Raw genomic sequence first — 18,005 nt, 5'->3', positions numbered from 1 at the left:
GGCCGTGTGTTCTAGCGGGTGAGGTCATAGGAATAGTCCGTCACGCCCGTCTGGCTCGTCTCGCGATCGAGCTTGTCGAAGATCTTGTCGAGGATCGTCGTCAGCACGCGTAACCCGCCCTGGTAGCCCATGAGCGCAAAGCGATGGTGGTGGTGCCGGTCGAAGATCGGAAACGTCAGCCTGATCAGCGGGGTGCCGGTGTCGCGCTCCAGATACTTGCCATAGGAATTGCCGATCAGCAGGTCCACTGGCTCGGTGAAGAGCAGTGACCGCATAGCCCAAAGGTCCTTGCCCGCCCAGACCTGAGCGTCCTTGCCGAAGGGCGAGGATGCAAGCAGTTCCTTCAACTGGGCTTCCCACGCCGAGGTGCCGTTGGTGGCGAGGCAATGTGTCGGCTCGCCGCCCGTTTCCATGACGAAGCGGGCCATGGCGTACACGAAGTCCGGGTCGCCGTAGATCGCGTATTTCTTGCCGTGCAGCCAGGACTGGCTGTCCGCCATGGCATCAATCAGTCGGCCGCGCTCCAGCCGGATTGCTTCGGGGATTTCCTTCCCGGAAAGCGCCGAGATCTTCATCAGGAACTCGTCAGTCGCCTGGACGCCGAGCGGATAATGGAACGAAGCCGTGGCCTGCCCGACTTGCCCGCAGTAGTCGAGGGTTTTTCGGGTGTTGTAGTACTGCAGTGAAACCGTCGCCTCGGCGTCGAGTGCCCCCTTCACCTCTTCGATCTTCGTGCCGCCGTCATACATGCGGTATTCCCCGTCCGATGGCGTGTCGAACTGGTCAGACGCGTCCTGGATGAAGGTGTAGGACACACCCATCACATCGAGCAGGCGTTTGAGTTCCCGGTTGTTGCCAACGCAGAAGCCGTCGAAGCCCGGAATGACGTTGATGGTTCCCTTGGCTTCCGTGCGCTCCTGGCCTTTCCAGAAGTGCTCCAGAATGCCCTTCAGCATGCCATCATAGCCGTCGACATGGCTACCGACGAAGGCGGGCGTGTGGGCAAAGGGCACGTCAAAGTCGCGCGGGACCGAATTTTCGTCTTTGGCGTTCTGGATGAAGCTGTGCAGGTCGTCGCCAATGACCTCCGCCATACATGTCGTCGACACTGCGATCATTTTCGGGTCGTAAAGCTGGTATGTGTTGGCGAGCCCGTCGACCAGGTTCTTCAGGCCGCCGAACACTGCCGCGTCCTCGGTCATCGAGGAGGAAACCGCCGAAGCAGGTTCCTTGAAATGGCGCGACAGGTGCGAGCGGTAATAGGCTACGCAGCCCTGGCTGCCATGGACGAAGGACATGGTCCGCTCGAAGCCCGCGGCCGCGAATACCGCGCCGAGGGGCTGACAGGCCTTGGCGGGATTTATCACAAGCGCTTCTCGGGCGAGGTTCTTTTCGCGGTATTCCCAGGTCTTGGTAAATTCGCCTTGATCGGTGACGATCTGATCCGGGTGCGGACATTCGAAATTCAGCTTCTTCTCGGCGAGCATTTGCCTGTATTCCGGCTCGCGGAACAGGGGAGCGTGGTCGAGAATCTTTTCGGCCGACTGCGGCATTGGTATTCCTCTGTTTAATCTGGCCGCGCCATTCGGCAGCTCAGTACGTCAAGACGTTTCCGGTTTCCCGGGGCTCACAAGCCCGCCGGGTTCGTGGTCTCTCTGGGGAGACTAGGCCAGGACAGGGGGTCTATTCGGCAGCTATCGCCCGCCCACTGGGCGGGCTTTCTTTCCAAGGGGCGTGGTAGAGGTCCCAGACCGGATTGTTGATGGCAAGATCCACGTCACGCGCGAAAATGGCAAAGCCGTCATAGCCGTGATAAGGCCCCGAATAGTCCCAGGAGTGCATCTGACGGAACGGAATGCCCATCTTCTGCACCGGGTATTTTTCCTTGATGCCGGAGCCCACGAGGTTGGGGCGAACTCCCTCGATGAACTTCTCCAACTCATAGCCGGTAACGTCGTCATAGATCAGCGTGCCGTTCTTTACGTAATGACCGGTGCGCTGGTAGTCATCGTTGTGGCCGAATTCGTAGCCGGTGCCGACGATGACCATGCCGAGGTCCTCGTAGGCTGTGATGACGTGGCGGGGGCGCAGGCCACCGACGTATAGCATGACGGTATTGCCTTCGAGACGCGGCCGATACTTGGAGATGACGGCGTCAACAAGCGGTCTGTACTTGGCGATCACCTTCTCGGTTTTCTCCTCGATTTCCGGCCCGAAATGCTTGGCTATGTTGCGCAGGGAGGTCTCGATCTGGGACGGTCCGAAGAAATTGTACTCCATCCAGGCGACGCCATACTTTTCCTCCATATGCCGGCAGATGTAGTTCATCGAGCGATAGCAGTGGATGAGATTGAGCTTGGCCTTTGGCGCGCGTTCAATCTCGGCGAGTGTTGCGTCGCCCGACCAGTTGCCGACCACGCGCAATCCTATCTCCTCAAGCAAGATGCGCGAGGCCCAGGCGTCGCCGCCAATATTGTAGTCGCCGATCACGTTGACGTCGTAAGCACCGACCTCGAACTCGACGTCCTTCTTGTCGAAGACCCAGTCGCGGATCGCGTCATTGGCGATGTGGTGGCCGAGTGATTGCGAGACGCCGCGGAAGCCCTCGCAGCGCACCGGCACGATGGTCTTTTCGTACTCCTTGGCCTTCTTGCGAGAAACTGCCTCGGTGTCATCACCAATGAGACCGATCGGACATTCGGATTGCACGGTGATGCCGTTGTTCAGCGGAAACAGCACCTCGATCTCGTCGATGATCTGTTCCAGTTTCTTGTCACCGCCGAAGACAATGTCTTTCTCCTGGAAATCGGAGGTGAACTGCATTGTCCCGAACGTGTCGATGCCCGTTGTGCCCACATAGTAATTGCGTCGCTGTGACCAGGAATATTGGCCGCAACCGACGGGGCCGTGCGAGATATGGACCATATCCTTGACTGGGCCCCAGACCACGCCCTTTGAGCCGGCATAGGCGCAGCCGCGTATTGTCATCACCCCGGGGATGGACTTGATGTTCGATTTGACGTCGCATTCGGAAAGGATCTCACTTTCCCCGCCAGCCTCATCCCCGCTCTTTGCGACGCTGAGGTGTTTTTTGCGGCGCTTCGCCGCTTTGTCGGGATATTGCGATAGCACCTCCTCGATAAGCTTCGCATGGAGAGCACCATCATTCTCGTATTCCAGGCTCATGGGACCCCTTTCAAGGTGTCTGATGACGCCCCACCGATGAGGCGCCCGTTCTTTGCAAGGCGCCCCAACTCGAGAGGCGACCAATATCGGTCGTTACTGGGCGGCCGTCTTGGCCGCTTCCTTGGCCTGAAGCTCGGCAAGCATCTGCTCGTCGGTTTTCATAATGCCGAAGTCGAGCAGCATGTCCTCGAGCTCCTCCATGGTGATCGGCGTCGGGATGGTGCCCTGGCCAGAATTGGCATGGATCTTCTCGGCCAGCGCGCGGTACTCTCCGGCCTGCTTGGAATCCGGCGCATACTGGATAACTGACATCTTCCTGAGCTCGGCGTGCTGGACGATGTTGTCGCGCGGCACGAAATGGATGAGCTTGGAATTGAGCCTGGAAGCCAGGGCTTCAGCGAGGTCGAGCTCACGGTCGGTTTGACGTTCGTTGCAGATCAGGCCTCCGAGCCGCACGCCGCCCGAATGGGCATATTTCAGGATGCCCTTGGCGATGTTGTTGGCGGCATAGAGCGCCATCATCTCCCCGGACATAACGATGTAGATTTCCTGCGCCTTCCCCTCGCGAATTGGCATCGCGAAACCGCCGCAAACCACGTCGCCGAGCACGTCGTAGGAGACATAGTCGACATCGTCGTAGGCGCCGTTCTCTTCGAGGAAGTTAATTGATGTGATGACGCCTCGGCCGGCGCAACCAACACCCGGCTCCGGGCCGCCGGATTCCACGCATTTGATGCCTCTGTAACCAATCTTGAGCACGTCCTGCAGCTCGAGATCTTCCACCGAACCTTCCTGTGCCGCCAGATGCAGGACAGTATCCTGAGCCTTCGAGTTCAGGATCAGGCGGGTGGAGTCGGCTTTGGGATCGCAGCCAACGATGAGGATTCTCTGCCCGAGGTCGACCAGGGCGGCGAGCGTGTTTTGGGAGGTGGTGGACTTGCCGATGCCGCCCTTTCCGTAAAAGGCGATCTGACGCAGACCTGACATTATAGATTTCCTTCCTTCGTTCCATCCGTCGCGGCTGGCCGCAATATGAATGCCGATGGGCAGCTTTTGCCGCCTCACACCGAAAGGGTCTCAAGACTCGTGCCAAGTAGACTGGCTTATAACTCAACAGGGATTTTTTCGTTTATATCCCGCGAGTCAGCCTGAGCTCCCACAAGTGTTTGCTGCCAAACAAGTGATTGTCGGGACAAACCCTGTAGCGGACCCGACAAAGCCCGACAAAAGGCGTCAGCTTCGAGACCGCTAGGGAGGAAGCTGGGCCTTCGAGCTAGAGCCGCCTTTGGCTGCATACAGGCGCGGCAAGCGACCGGCGGCGTGCCCCGCTGCGGGACATCAGCCATCCGTGCTCGGTAGCTGGTTGCGCATGGCTGGTTCGAGACTGGCCCGCGAAGTCGGCATGGAACATGACTGATGCGACGCCTGCCGACGATCACATCCTCGTCCGGCTGGGACAAACCGGCACTGATATTGCACGCGGCGCTGTCAAAACATGTCGGGCAGCGATGAACATTCCCTTCGTGCGTCGCCGCCGGCAACGGCGTGCTCCTGGCACGAATGCGGGTCAATGCAGCCAACCCATGTTGTAGTTGCACCCAAGGTGGCGAGCTTATTCATGACCGAATCCGCGACAGGCTTCATGGAGACTTTTCTGCACGGCCCAGAAAAGCCGGATCAACGGTCTCGTCCCGCATGGGGCGCGGTCATATCGCTTGCCCTAGGCACCTTCGGGCTGGTAGCGGCAGAGCTTTTGCCTGCCAGCGTGCTGACGCCGCTCGCGCATGATCTGCATGTCACAGAGGGTGCGGCTGGACAGACGATGACAGCGACGGCGATTGCCGCGGCGATCTCTGCGCCGACGGTCGCCTTCATAACAAAGCGCCTGGACCGCAGGATCGTCCTGTGGGCGATGATGCTGCTTCAGATCCTGTCCAACCTTCTGGCTGAGCTCGCGTGGTCGCTACCGGTTTTCCTGGCGGCACGCGTCGTGCTCGGCATTGCGCTTGGAGGCTTCTGGTCGATTTCGGCATCGCTGGCGATGCGGCTCGTTCCAAATCACCTCCTGCCGCGCGCCATGTCAATAATCTTCACCGGCGTTTCGGTCGCCATCGTTTGCACGCCTCCGATCGGCGCCTACGTCGGCGACATCTGGGGATGGCGAGCCACCTTCGCGATCGCCGCAGCCGTCAATGCCGTTACACTGCTGGTGCAACTCGTAACCATTCCGACGTTGCCGCCGGTTGAAATGGCTGGATTCCGCGGTCTGCTGAATGTAATCAAGAAGCCAACCATCAAGGTCGCGTTTTTGGTCGTATTGCTGGTCGCTTCTGGGCACTTCGCCAGCTTCACCTATGTCCGGGCTTACCTCGAGAAGATTCCCGCGCTCCATATCGAGACGATCTCGCTGCTGTTGCTCGTTTCTGGCGTATGCGGCTTCTTCGGCAATTTAGCCGGCGCATTCCTGGCGAAACACAGCCTCAAGGCAGTCGCGGCGCTGCCGCCCCTGCTCATGGCGATAGCCGCTGTCTCGTTGCTGATGCCTGGAGCATCGGCGTCCGCCTCGGCAATTGCGGTTGCTGTATGGAGCTTTGGCTTCGGTGCGGTGCCGGTGGGGGTACAGACTTGGATGGTGCTGCGCGCCGTTCCCGAGCAGGCTGAAAGCGCCGGTGTGCTGATGACGTCAACGTTCCAAATTGCCATCGCAGCCGGTGCGATTTTCGGCGGATTGCTAGTGAACAATGCCGGCGTCGCCAGTGTGTTTGCCTACAGCGCAGTAGCCACGTTCCTCGCCGCCCTCACAGCGTTCCTATTCGGCCCGAAAGGCGCAAACTACACCTCCTGACGGGAGAGACCTAATCGCACCAGCCTTGCGGCGCGATCCTGCCCACGACTACCTTGTCGGTTCAGGGCTTCGTCTCGCCTATCGGACAGGCCGCGTGGAGTTCGCTGCTATTGCCTCCGCTTGGGGCCCGACCAGTGCCGGGCGCCTCGCCTCGCCGGCTTCACCGTTCGCGGCTACAGTAAGTGCATCAGCGTTCGCCCGGGCGGAGTTGGTCAGGTTACGCAGCCCGGGCGAGCGCGGTGGTGCTTGTCAGATGTTGACCGGGCGCGGTTCTTGAGGCGCCGACTCGATCTGGCCGCGATTTGGCGCCACGAGAAACGCCGGGCCGGCCCGTAGTTCGACCGTTGCGCCCGCCACCTCTATCGCGCGCAACAGTCGCTGAGAGGCGGTTCCCGACAGCACGCCTGCACGATCCGAAACTCAAGTCGAACCCGCGACGAGCTGCGCGAGTGCCGAAGGCCCACAAATTCGAGCAGGCCGTCAGAAAAGCGCGCAGAATGCGTGTTGCCCCGCCGGATCCAACTTGCGGAGCGTCAACTCGCTCTCAGCTCGTGCGACTATCTCTCTTCGAGAGCGACTAACCAGTTTCATATCGAAAGACTTCCGCGAAAAGAAGGCAAGCGAATTCCATACGGCACATCGGTGGCCATCCGCAGGCTCTACCAAGCCAACGACACGGCACGGTCAACCGACAACGACGGCTTTGGCAAGCACTTGCGCGCATGGCGCCGCCTGATCTCAATGCGAGTTCGTCTTCAGCGGCGGAACGGGCGTATTCGCTAGGTTGACAGCCTCATATCATGGAGATCGACAGGGCTTCGCTCAATCCGAAAGTAAGGACTTTCGCGATGCATCAAACACACCGCGCACACTGCGCCAGGATACTCGGATTTCGTATCCTCAAAGCGGCGCGCGGGCCAATGGTTTCAAGGCGGCGGTAGCCACCACCATGGTACCGAGCAGGCGCGATATTTTAGTTGTCGTATGTCGGCCCATCCGGTCAGTCGCTTTCTTTGGCGAGCGTCACTGTCGATCCGAAAGTCGGGCCGACGTGATGCTCAGCGGACGTCGCGTCGCTCGATCTGCGATCCAACCCATCAGCGCTTCCATCGGTCCTCGGTGGAAGAAGCGCAGCCAAAGCACCGCGAAAGCGCTTACAACCACGATCAAGCCAAAGAGCGCGGACAGCGAGTGAGGTTCTCCAAGCATATATATTCCCTGAATATGCAGAAGATAGGCCGTCAAAGGCATCGAGCCGACCGCGATTATCGGCGAGACCAGCTTTCGCACGAACGGGAGCGCATCCATGGCAAGCGAGCAAGCCGCCACGATGATCATTGCGCAACCGGCGCTGCCAAAAATCCAAAACGTCGTCTCGCTATGAGGCGAGGCAATCCATAGCCAACTCGCTGTGAGATCGTCCAAGTCCCGCCACCACCAAAGTTCCCGCAAATCGGCCAACTCGGCGCTTACACCAGGCATCAAATGCAGCGCGAGCGAGGATGCCCCAAAGCCCAACACGGCCAGCGCGACGCCGGCTACACCAAGGCGCAAATGCATTGCGCGCGTGCGAAGGTCAAAGCGCGCCATGGCCATGCCTGCGATCAGCAAAGGAACCCAGGTCAAGGCGGGATAGTTGCCGCTGACCAGGAGGGTGAACAGCTCGGGGTCCGAGCTCCCGGAGCCAAATGTTTTGAGAAGGAGGAAACGCACCTGCGGGAGAACCAATGCTGCCACCGCCGCGATCAACCCGAGCCGCTGTGCGCTTAGCCGATATAGCGGCAGGACCAACAGGAAGCAGACTCCGTAGTATGCCAGAATGACGGGGACCGGCGCCTTGACATAGGTCAGGATTTCGCCAAGCGCGAGCAGAATAAGGGCGCGAATTGCAACCTTGGCAATGGCATGTCTACCGGCTAGCGCCGATTTCGGCGGGTTGCGGCCGGTAATCAGCATGAGCGAAAAACCCGTTAATACGGCAAACAGGACGGACGAGCGCCCAAAGGGGAAGGCCATCATATGACCGACCAGTCCTTCGCCCCTGCCGGGACCCACATGGACGGCATACATGCCGAAGACAGCCAAGCCGCGAGCAAGGTCGATGCCGACCAACCGAGCTGCAGCCCACCCATCTCGTGACCCGCTCTCGGAGATGCGGTGCGGCAGTGCCATGGTGGATTCCTTCGTTGGTTGTATTCATCGCGGGACCCGCGATAGGAGGCCCGTCGGCTGCTGCCGTGGTCTCGCCCCGAGGGAGCAAAGCTCGTGCCAATCTGGCGGATCGAGCTATAGCCTGCGGCAAACACAGACTTGGGTCGCCGAGCCTGTTGGCGCGGACCTGACAAATCCGACACACAAGGTGTCGCGCAGCCGACGTTTTCACGGATGGGCGGCGGCCCGAGAGACCACAGAAGACAGTGGATTATCCGACCAGCACGCCGCGCGGGCCTCAGTAATCGCGGCCAGCTTCAGCCCTCTGGTGAAACCTGTATGCCTAGCCACCGTGACAGATCACCTTCAAGATTCGCCGGAACAGAAAAGAGTCCAAACGATCGAGGTCCAGCGCTTCCTGGACCTGCAGTGCCGGCGGCGGAAGCCGCTTGCCTCGGTGCCACCGGTGGCAAGCACCCGGCCGGAATTGAGGCCATCGGCTCACCGGGGCCGTCCACCTGAGTCGGAATGGGCCTAGCCGAGATGGAAGCGCGTCGTGCTCGACAAGAGGGGAATCGCTAATGATCTGACGGGAGGACGCGTGAAAGGGGTCGCACGTTGTCCTGATGTTGCAAGGTGTCAGGGCAACGGCTTCACCGTCGCGATTAGCATGTCCGCCAGCTTCATGGCATCGAATTCGTCCCACTGGCGGAGCCGACGAGCTTGGGAGGTAGGGCGAAATCTGCTCTTCATGGGCCGTTTGAAGGTCAGGCAGCGTATGTTCAGCAAACTTCGACGCGAGTTGGCGAGACCCGTCAAATCATCGTCTTGAAAAGCCGACGTTAGGGCGCAGCCGAGGCTCTCGCTCGAATTGCGGACGTGCCACCGACAAGATCATCGACCGCAATTTGCGTGCCCGGTTGGCGCTCCGTTGGCGTTGCGCCCCTTCCCGCTAACCAGCGGCGGCTTGGCGACCTTTCGGTCGGCCTTGCGACAAATCTCGTTCCGTTTCCGACACAGAGGTTTCGATGGGCGCGCACGGCGAAGCCAATTGGAACGCCAAGCGTGTCATGATCGTGGCCGAGCCAAATTCGATCGTTATCGACGCGGGATCATGGCGATCGCCGAAGAGCGGCCGCCATGCCTCTGCGAACACGGCTACGGCGCACACCGTGCCCCTTCGCTGCGGTGATGCCCGCGGCTGCGCCGTGGGCATGGGCTTGCGCTGTGTGGTGCATCGTTTGCCAGCCGGCGGAAGCGCAAACATCCGCGCTACACACCTGACGGCTATGGCGCGCATCGGGCTTGGCGAAAGACGTCGTCCGAACGGGAAACTTTGGTGCAGAAGCAGCTTCATTGCAAATGGCACGCCTCTTGCTGCTCGTGCGCAGAGCCCATTGAACACGATGAAAGCCGATACCGAACCATGGCTGGCACACGAAGCTCTAAACGATCGACAAAGGCGGCGGTGGTTATTCTCGCTGAGCACTGGGCATCGCCCGGTTTGGAGATCCGAACATCTGGAGCCGGGCCGTTTCCCATACACCGGAACGGGGAAAGGATCGGGAGCCGCGTAGGCATTGTCTCGCGAAGGGCAGCACCACAGCGCGGTATGCGCCAGCCTCAGTAAGATTTCAGTGCGCCAGTTTCTTCAAAGGAGCAAGTTGATGACCGGTCAAAAGAAGGTCCCATTCGTCACATTTCTCACGCGTGTTCGCGATGATTCAGTCCAGGGGCCAAATCCATACCGTTGGGAACAAAAAACATCCGACGACTACTTTGCCGACAAACGCGTCATCCTGTTCTCCCTGCCTGGCGCTTTCACCCCGACCTGCTCGACCTACCAACTGCCCAATTTCGAAGATCTCTACGAGGATTTCAAGAAAGAAGGAGTTGACGCGATCTACTGCCTCTCGGTCAACGATGCCTTTGTCATGAATGCATGGGGAAAGTCCTTGGGGCTGCAGAAGGTCGAGCTGATCCCGGACGGGTCTGGCGAGTTCACGCGCAAAATGGGCATGCTGGTTGCCAAGGACAATCTGGGCTTCGGTATGCGCTCCTGGCGCTACGCGGCTCTGCTCAATAATGGCGTGGTGGAGCAGTGGTTTGAGGAGGAAGGTTTCTCCGACAACTGCGAGACCGACCCCTATGGCGTCTCATCCCCGCAGAACGTCCTTCAATCATTGAAGGACGCTGCGTGACCTGGTGCACATCGACCATGCGCAACTGCTTTTTGGACGACACTGTGTGCAGAGCGCAAAGCTCTGGAGGCGCGCGGCCTGTGAGGTCGTTCAAACGTGACGCGGCTTAGAAGCGTCGACCTGTGAGAGATCTAATTAGCCACCGCCAAGAGCTTCTTTGACAGGAATACCGAACTCACCATGAAATCGTCCTTCAGCCTACTTCAGAAACAGTCTCTTGCGGCATCGCCTCAACTCATCGAGTCGATTCGCCTGTTGCAGCTGACGCATGCCGAACTGCATCAGTTCGTGGACCAGGAGCTCGAGAAAAATCCGCTTCTGGAGCATGCGCCAAACGACGAAGGCCGGTCTGGCGAGGTTGAAGGACCGGACTGGGCAAGGTCCCCGGACCTGCCCAGGCAGGGGAAATCCCAGCCCAACACGACGAACACCACGCCGGGCGAGCGTCCTGCCTACGAGGAGTTTGTCGCCTTAGCCGAAACGTTGCACGACCATGTCGCTCGTCAGATCTCCCTCACTGCCTTCACACCGCACGAGCGGCTGATTGCTAATCAGCTTGCCGGGCATCTGGATGACACTGGCTATCTTCGGGTAAGTCCTTCGGACTTGGCTGAGACCCTAAACGTCGGGCTGGCCCATGTGGAACGGGTGCTGGGCGTCTTGCAGCACTTCGATCCACCGGGAATTTTCGCACGATCGCTCAGCGAATGTCTCGAGATACAGTTGCGCGAGCGAAACCGGTTCGACCCGGCGATGGCGGTTTTGGTTGCCAACCTTGAGATGCTTGCGCGACGCGATTTTCAGACATTGAAGCAGCGTTGCGGCGTCGATGAAGAAGATCTTCTCGACATGCTGCAGGAAATCCGTGCGCTTGACCCCAAGCCTGGAAACACATTCCAGTCGGGAACGCCAGAATGCGTGATACCGGACGTATGGGTCCTTCGCTCGCCAGGAGGTGGATGGCAGATCGAACTTGATCCGAATACGCTGCCCAAGGTGCTGATCAACCAAAGCTATGTCGCGGAGGTTTCCTGCCGAGCCGCCAAAAAATCGAAAGACATGACATTTCTCAATGAATGCTTGCAAAACGCGAACTGGTTGATCCGCAGCCTCGATCAGCGCGCCAAGACGATCCTTAAGGTTGCCACCGAAATCGTGCGCCAGCAGGATGCCTTTCTGGAATATGGCGTCGCCCACCTACGGCCCCTCAATCTCAGGACGGTCGCTGACGCGATCAACATGCATGAGTCGACTGTAAGCCGGGTGACCTCGAACAAGTACATGGTTACCCCACGCGGTGTGTTCGAACTCAAGTATTTCTTCACTGTCGCGATCGCCTCCTGTGAAGGCGGTGAAGCGCACTCCGCCGAAGCTGTCCGCCATCGGATCAAAGCGATGGTCTCCGAAGAATCGCTTGATAACATGCTTTCTGACGATGACATCGCTGACCGGCTCAAGGAATGCGGCATAGATCTCGCTCGCCGCACGGTCACCAAGTATCGCGAGGCGATGAATATTCCCTCCTCCATACAGCGCCGCCGGGAAAAGCGCTTGTGGCGCGACGGCGATCAAGGCCTCAAGGCCTCGTGACCAAAAGCGGCCTCTAAATCAAATGTGACGCGTTCTTCACATTCGCCCTCCTCCGGGCCGAAGCAATTGTCGAAATCGCTACATTCCCGGCAATTGGGCGCAGTACATAGCGAAAACCCTTCGGCCTCACAGAGTCTGCGGTAAAAGTACTTCTTCCATTTCATGTTTCGGGTATTGCCGGCCGCAAGCATCGGAAAATGCGTGGCAAGCAGGCGGTTGAGCTCGGCCCGATTGAGAAGACCTAGATCCTGCCAAAGATGGTCATCGCGCATGGCACGCCGGGCGACGATCTTAGCGAAGCGCGCGCTCGCCGGGTCGCTCGGCCGGGCATGCGCCATAAGAAGGCCGCGCAGAAGTTCTTCCTCCATGCCCGGCTCAGGATCGCTGACGTCTTCCAAGGCTAAGGCCGCCATAGCGGTTGCGGACATACCCCGGGGCAGGACCTCGCGCAGCTCGGCAAGAGAAAGCCCTGTTGACTCCGTCGCTGTCGCTTCGCCAGCCTCGACCTCCTTCAGCGCACACGAGAGAACGCAGGCAAGGACATGCTCGTCAAACCCCCTCTCCGGCTCGACGGTGGGGCATTGGCGGGCGCCGACACATGCGTCTTTATGGGCGGACATGGTCCCGTTCTCCTGGTTTGTTCTCGTCATGCAGCGGCCCTGCCGCGAGCACATGTGTCTGACTAGGGGACGCGCCGGCGCAGGCTCGACCCCATACAGCCCAATACAGCGGGCCGCGGGTCGACCGCCATGACCACGCCTTGAGCTCGCCTTCGAAGTCACCGCGCTACCGTCGCAAGCGCGAGGACTTCACCCTGGGTTAGACTCGGTGAAGGGACCGCGCTCAAGCAGACCCCTTCAGCAGCGGCGTTGGCCCGTGCAAGCAAAGCCCTCGGCAGGTGAGATATTCGGGCAGCCCGTCAGGAGCCGTCCAGGGTGACCAAAGCGCTACTCATCAGAGGCATCTAGAGGGTCCGGTCATGAGCGGCCGGTGGACGTTCGTTATACAATCTGTACGGCATTGCGAACTCAACCCGCGCATGACCCAGCGCGTTGTTGATGGCGGGAATTGTCTGGTCGAACCACAATTCGGTCTGTTAGCATTGTCCCTGGTCGAAATCTCCCAACTGGGTCTGTGACACGATCTGGCCGGTTCAGGATCGATGAGCGGCTCTGCTAAGCTCCAGCAAATCGATGCAGACCGGCGTCCTCGGTGCGCTCATGGTTTCAGAGCAGAGCGCTGTCACAGTCTCGCCGTCGCGGGGTCCCTGCCGGCCGCATCTTTACTTTGCAGGGTGTCGCTGTGGCGTTGCAAAGTATTCATAGTCCGTCGTCCCACTGATGCGGTTCCGAAGCTGTGAAGGCATTGTCGTGAGAAGCAGTGCGAGGCTTCCCGAGCGCATAGACCGGATCGTCCGGATACGGTGTTCCGATCGGCTGTCGCGTGCCGAAGCGTTCTGCCTCCAGCACCGACGATGGGATCTGCTCTTCGAGCCAGTCATACACGACGGTGCGTTCGGCAATCCGCCACTCCCCTGCCCTCTTTTTAAACAGATCGCAGTAGCGCCCGCATAGAAGCTTCTGGCGTACCTCTCCGTCTTCGTCCGGTCCGCGTTGCAGCGCGGTGAAATAGCTCTCGACCGTGGCCTCTGCCGCGTTAATGAATTCGATCAGGATGTTCGTGATCTGATGGATGTTGCGCGGTCCGGTCTTGAAGACATCGAGCGCAAACCGAATGAAGCCCTCGGCCGGGCCGCGATAGGGCCCGTGGCAGTCATGTGCGTCGGGCCAGTACGCACTGCGCAGCGCCGCCTCGTCGGCGCGGTCTATCCCGCGGCAAAACCGATAAAGGCAGTCGCGGATCGCCTCACGGTCGAGCAGTTCGGCAATCTTTGCTTGGTCCATCGGGTCTGGCGCAAATTCCGTGGTTCTGACGTGTTCCGGGACGCCAGTCTTCGGTTTGAGGGTGGCCTCCGGAACAATTCGCGCAGCGGGTGGATCGTCGACTTCCAGCGCAAGTTCGGGGCAGGATCGCACCCCTTCTGACGCAAGCAGGTGCTCCTCATCCGCAACATAAATGTCACCGGGTAGGATGTAACCCGCCTCATCCAGCTTGAACACTGCCGGCGCTCGGGCCGAGCATTGCGCATGACCCTGGCATCTGGCTTTGTGGACGATAATGCGCAAGGCGACCTCCAACGTCTGTGTCCCGGCTCACGCCGGGCTAGGTCAGGCCCAGTCCAGGATCAGATTTTCGATCCCGAACAGTTGGCCGCCATGGGTGATGGGTGCTGTTCCATTCTTGATCCGAAAGGGAGGTATGCGCGCCAACCACTCCTCCAGGCCAATGACGATCTCCCGCCGGGCAAGGTGTGAGCCAAGGCAACGGTGAGGACCATAGCCAAAGGCGGCGTGGCGGTTGCCCTCTCTCGTCAGATCGACAGTGTTGGGGGATACGGTTTCCGCCGGGTCACGATTTGCAATCATCGTGGCGCAGGAAACATAGTCCCCCTTGCGGATGGGCGCCCCTTCGAAATCGATATCCTTCCGTGCCACGCGGATGATATGGACGCTCGGATAGGCGCGCAGCAATTCTTCGACTGCGAGCACGATCCGGTCCGGTTCGTTTCGCAGCAATTCCTGATCCTTCAGGTTGCGCGCGAGATAGGCCAAGTCAAAACCTATTGCTGTAGCGACCGTGTCGAGCCCGGCCACGAAGATAAGCACACCAATGCCACGGACCTCTTCGTCTGCCAGCCCGCGACCCTCGACCTGTGCCTGCACAATGAAGCTCATGAAATCGTCGACGGGCTTTTTGCGGCGCATCGCCGCCAGTTCGTCAATGAACGCCACAATAGTCCGAGCCGCCGCCGTCCGTCTCACATCATCGCTGTGGAGCAGATCTTTCGCCCAGGCGACAAATGTATCGAGACGGTGATCCGGCAGTCCGAGAAAGCGAAGGAAGATGCTGACCGCGAAAGGATAGGCGAAATCCCTCATGGCATCGCAGCTTGCGCCCGACGAGGCAATCCTGTTGATAAGCGTTATCGCTCGCTCGCGGATTGTCGGTTCCAATTCCGTTACACGCTTCGGCGAAAACAGCGGATTGAGCAGTGAGCGAAAGGCTCCATGGGAAGGCGGATCGAGTTCGAGCGGGATCGTCGGCCAGTCTTCGCCCAGTGCGGATGCGAAGGTGCTGCGATGACTGGAAAAGGTTTCGGTCTCCTGCAGCACCCGGCGCTGATCTGCGGCGCGAGTGATGACCCAAGTACCCTGCCCAGTACGCGTGTTCCCCGGCGAATAAAAGATCGGCGGTCCGGCATGCACGCAAGCGACTGCTGCATGCGGGTCACCGTTGGGCGTCGGGGACATGCCTGGCGACGTAAAAAGACTGAAGTCGCCCACCATTTCCGGCGGGACATGATCTGGAACCGGGTTGGTCGCCATTTGGTTCTCCAGCGTTCAGGCGTTTACGCGCTCGACTGAGATCGCAAGGCTATTCGTCACCGCGCGCGCACTGCCGACATCGCCTCCGATGACAATATCGAGCAAATTGCGTGCCGAATAAGCGCACCATTGGCGCTGCTCATATCTCCGTTGTAGCGGCCCTTCTGAGGCTAACCTTGGTACGAATTTCGACATTCATGACTGTTCCAGACACGACAAGGTTTGCGGAAAAGAATGCTAACCAGGAGCCGAGTGAACAGGCTAAGTATCGAACGAGGTCACCTGCGAGAGAGGGTGTAGCTCGGCGGTAGCGAAGCCGCTCGCGAGCGCGCCCTCCACCAGCGCTGTAGCGAGCGAGCGGCTTCGCGGTCGTCATCGACACTTCGTCGGTAAGGTCGGGTTGCTGACCCAACTAATTCGAAGGACGATCGATGACCGACGACATGGTGAACCGGCGCGCTCGTGGAGAAGGCTCCGGATCCCGATCTCCTGCGCGAGATGATTTGTATGCGGTCGAGCGCCTGAGCGAGTCGGAGACGGGGCCGCGATCGGCCGCGCCTATGGCAAGAAGAGGGCCCCACGTCCGCCGGCGCCGAGGCCATCAGGGCGCCCGCAAATAGCTCACTGCCGAGATCGGCGCCCCACATACTTCTGCGTCAGGATCACATCGGCCTGGCGATGGCGATCGCCTTGTCGGGCATCTGCTGGTAGCCGGAGAAATCCTCGACCGCACTGGTCGCATCGGCAACCCGGCCGTTGCCTGCTGTGTTGGTGCTCTTGGCAAGAATCTTAGCGCCGCGCTTCGCCGATAGCGCGAACAGGATGCGCTAAGGGTTCTTTGATGATGCGGGCTGCCGTGTTCAGCTTTGCGTCCGTCTCGGACGCTACCTTTTCGAGCTTGGCATAAGACGCCGAGGGCTCTTGCCGGCGAAGGATCATTCGAGATGCCTTTGTGGAGGCCGTCCTCTGGAAACTTGACGGAGGGACCAATCGACTTCACTTCGAGCAATTCCTCCCGCCCGCTGCCGTACAACTGGGATGTTGGACAATTGACCGACAACACACCCGTCCGGGCAGCTGACGCATTTGCCTGCGTTGAGCAGCTTTACCGCGGAGTTCCGGTTGTGGCTCATCGCAACGGGAGCAATGATGGCGATCCTCGCCAAGCGCGATGGCCCTCGGGAATGGCGCCGCCTCCGATCGAGGTATCCTCGGCGGGCCGCAAAAGGCAGCTGTGCCCTCGTTGGCCTCGGCAGGCAAAGCGGTGGTCAGCAAAATCCAGAGTAGCGGCGCATGCCGAGCGAAGACGGGAATCGATATGCATCGGCCTCACCTCAAGCGGCGGTTGAACGGGGAATGCGCGGCAGGTTCTCGGCCAGTAGCCGCCAGTCGTGGCGCTCGGGTTCGCCTTCCTTGCGCGTCCCGAAGAACTGGACGATCATCTTGCCGTTGGCGCCATAGGCTTCGAGTGACGTGACGTGACCGTCCCTGGTCGGCTTGCGCACGGCCCAAACCTCACGGATGTGGTGGGCCCTGAGATGCAGGTGGAAAGTCTCGTCGAGCACATTGATGCAAGGCCCGATCTGCTTGACCGACTTGATAGGGCCGGAATGAATCTGGATGCAGCCACGATTGCCGACGAAGCACATGATCGGCATCTCGTCCTCGGCCGCACGATGGAACATGGCGCCAACGGCAGCATTGTCGAGCAGCCAGGCGTAATCCTGGCCGACCATGCGCACCGCCTGGCGGCGGTTGAGGTTCAGGGCCTTCAGCATGCCGAAGAACTGGTGCACGTCGGTCAGCCGGCTCCAGTGCTCCCGCAGGTCATCGACTGTAGCGGCTTGGTCCGCAATCTTTGCGACGTTTTCGGCTGACCTCCCCTTAACCGACACGATCGGCTCCTGGTTCGAGGATTGGAGCTCGTCTGTCAGTTTTTGATAGGCATAGAGGTTGGAGGACGACCTCAGATGCACCTTGTGCACTGCCTCGCCTGCGGCGTCGAAGAATTGCAGGCTGCGGTGGATCTCTCCGCCATCGCGTGTCTCGACCGCAAAGCCGTGCGCCCACACGTTCGCGAAGATGCGCAAATCAATGTCCTTGCCGAGCACCATGGCGTGACGCTTTCCGGTGAACACCTTATCGTAGATGCCTATCTTCTCATGCACGGCACTGGCGTTGCGGGTCAGCGCCATCACCTCGCCGACCGCCTCGAGACCGGTCAGCATATCATTAACGCGTGGCTGGATGCGCACCGTGCCAAAACCGCAATGTGCCGCGAAAAGCTCCGCTTCCGAAATGCCCAATTGGGCGGCGAGATCGCGGTCGCGGATTGTAGGGCTGTCTTCGCGTGCCCGCCGGATTCTCTCCGGCGAAGGTTTCTCGCGCTGGTGCATGTCTTGACCCCTGGTTGCGCATACTGTCGGTTGGGCGTCTTCGCCCTCGCCAAAAAAGAGCTCAAAAGTCGTGCCAACTGCTCGAAGCGCTCGGAAACCGACTTACATGCCAGTTCACAGGGAACTTGAGCTCATCCCCCTGTGGCGGTCTCGACAAATCCGACAATACCTGTCGATTGTCCGACGCCTT

The 18,005-nt window shown here is 59.8% G+C and carries 11 protein-coding genes and 1 pseudogene; 3 read left to right on the top strand and 9 right to left on the bottom strand.

The genetic code is table 11. From position 1 onward, the window contains the following. Positions 1–11: 11 nt before the first annotated feature. From nifK to nifH, 3 genes are all read right to left on the bottom strand, one after another. A complete protein-coding gene (gene nifK / locus AC0L2A_RS19155; RefSeq protein ID WP_473610096.1) occupies positions 12–1,553 on the bottom strand; it encodes a nitrogenase molybdenum-iron protein subunit beta in 1,542 nt (513 codons plus the stop codon). Positions 1,554–1,683: 130 nt separating this feature from the next. Then, entirely contained in the window at positions 1,684–3,186 is a 1,503-nt protein-coding gene (gene nifD / locus AC0L2A_RS19150; protein WP_473610095.1) for a nitrogenase molybdenum-iron protein alpha chain, read from the bottom strand. Between the two features lie 93 nt (positions 3,187–3,279). Further along, on the bottom strand, positions 3,280–4,173 hold the full coding sequence (gene nifH / locus AC0L2A_RS19145) for a nitrogenase iron protein (protein ID WP_404926324.1): 894 nt from the start codon (positions 4,171–4,173) through the stop codon (positions 3,280–3,282). 631 nt (positions 4,174–4,804) lie between these two features. On the opposite strand from nifH, the gene AC0L2A_RS19140 reads away from it, so the two are divergent. Then, the gene (locus AC0L2A_RS19140) at positions 4,805–6,031 is read left to right on the top strand and encodes an MFS transporter (protein ID WP_473610093.1); all 1,227 of its coding nucleotides are present in this window, start codon (positions 4,805–4,807) and stop codon (positions 6,029–6,031) included. A 1,023-nt stretch (positions 6,032–7,054) separates the two neighbouring features. On the opposite strand, the gene AC0L2A_RS19135 is transcribed toward AC0L2A_RS19140, so the two are convergent. Continuing rightward, positions 7,055–8,203 (bottom strand): DUF418 domain-containing protein, encoded by a 1,149-nt coding sequence (locus AC0L2A_RS19135; RefSeq protein ID WP_473610091.1) that lies wholly within the window; start codon positions 8,201–8,203, stop codon positions 7,055–7,057. 1,646 nt (positions 8,204–9,849) lie between these two features. On the opposite strand from AC0L2A_RS19135, the gene AC0L2A_RS19130 reads away from it, so the two are divergent. Continuing rightward, a complete protein-coding gene (locus tag AC0L2A_RS19130) occupies positions 9,850–10,383 on the top strand; it encodes a redoxin family protein (protein ID WP_473494385.1) in 534 nt (177 codons plus the stop codon). A 180-nt stretch (positions 10,384–10,563) separates the two neighbouring features. Beyond that, a complete protein-coding gene (gene rpoN, locus AC0L2A_RS19125; protein ID WP_473610090.1) occupies positions 10,564–11,973 on the top strand; it encodes an RNA polymerase factor sigma-54 in 1,410 nt (469 codons plus the stop codon). Here rpoN and AC0L2A_RS19120 read toward each other — a convergent pair. The 5 genes and pseudogenes from AC0L2A_RS19120 to AC0L2A_RS19100 form a co-directional block, all read right to left on the bottom strand. After that, a complete protein-coding gene (locus AC0L2A_RS19120; protein WP_473610088.1) occupies positions 11,952–12,593 on the bottom strand; it encodes a nitrogen fixation protein NifQ in 642 nt (213 codons plus the stop codon). The two genes, rpoN and AC0L2A_RS19120, sit on opposite strands and share 22 nt — an antisense overlap. 699 nt (positions 12,594–13,292) lie before the next feature. Beyond that, on the bottom strand, positions 13,293–13,877 hold the full coding sequence (locus tag AC0L2A_RS19115) for a nuclear transport factor 2 family protein (protein WP_473610130.1): 585 nt from the start codon (positions 13,875–13,877) through the stop codon (positions 13,293–13,295). 159 nt (positions 13,878–14,036) lie between these two features. Further along, positions 14,037–14,093 (bottom strand): annotated as a pseudogene (locus AC0L2A_RS19110) (ferredoxin); the annotation flags it as partial. Between the two features lie 108 nt (positions 14,094–14,201). Continuing rightward, entirely contained in the window at positions 14,202–15,419 is a 1,218-nt protein-coding gene (locus AC0L2A_RS19105) for a cytochrome P450 (RefSeq protein ID WP_473610087.1), read from the bottom strand. 1,334 nt (positions 15,420–16,753) lie between these two features. Next, a complete protein-coding gene (locus AC0L2A_RS19100) occupies positions 16,754–17,815 on the bottom strand; it encodes a hemin-degrading factor (RefSeq protein WP_473610086.1) in 1,062 nt (353 codons plus the stop codon). Positions 17,816–18,005: the final 190 nt, after the last annotated feature.

Source organism: Mesorhizobium sp. WSM4844 (assembly GCF_055811775.1).
Note: the sequence above shows the minus strand (reverse complement) of the source record. Positions and strands in the feature narration are given on the sequence as shown.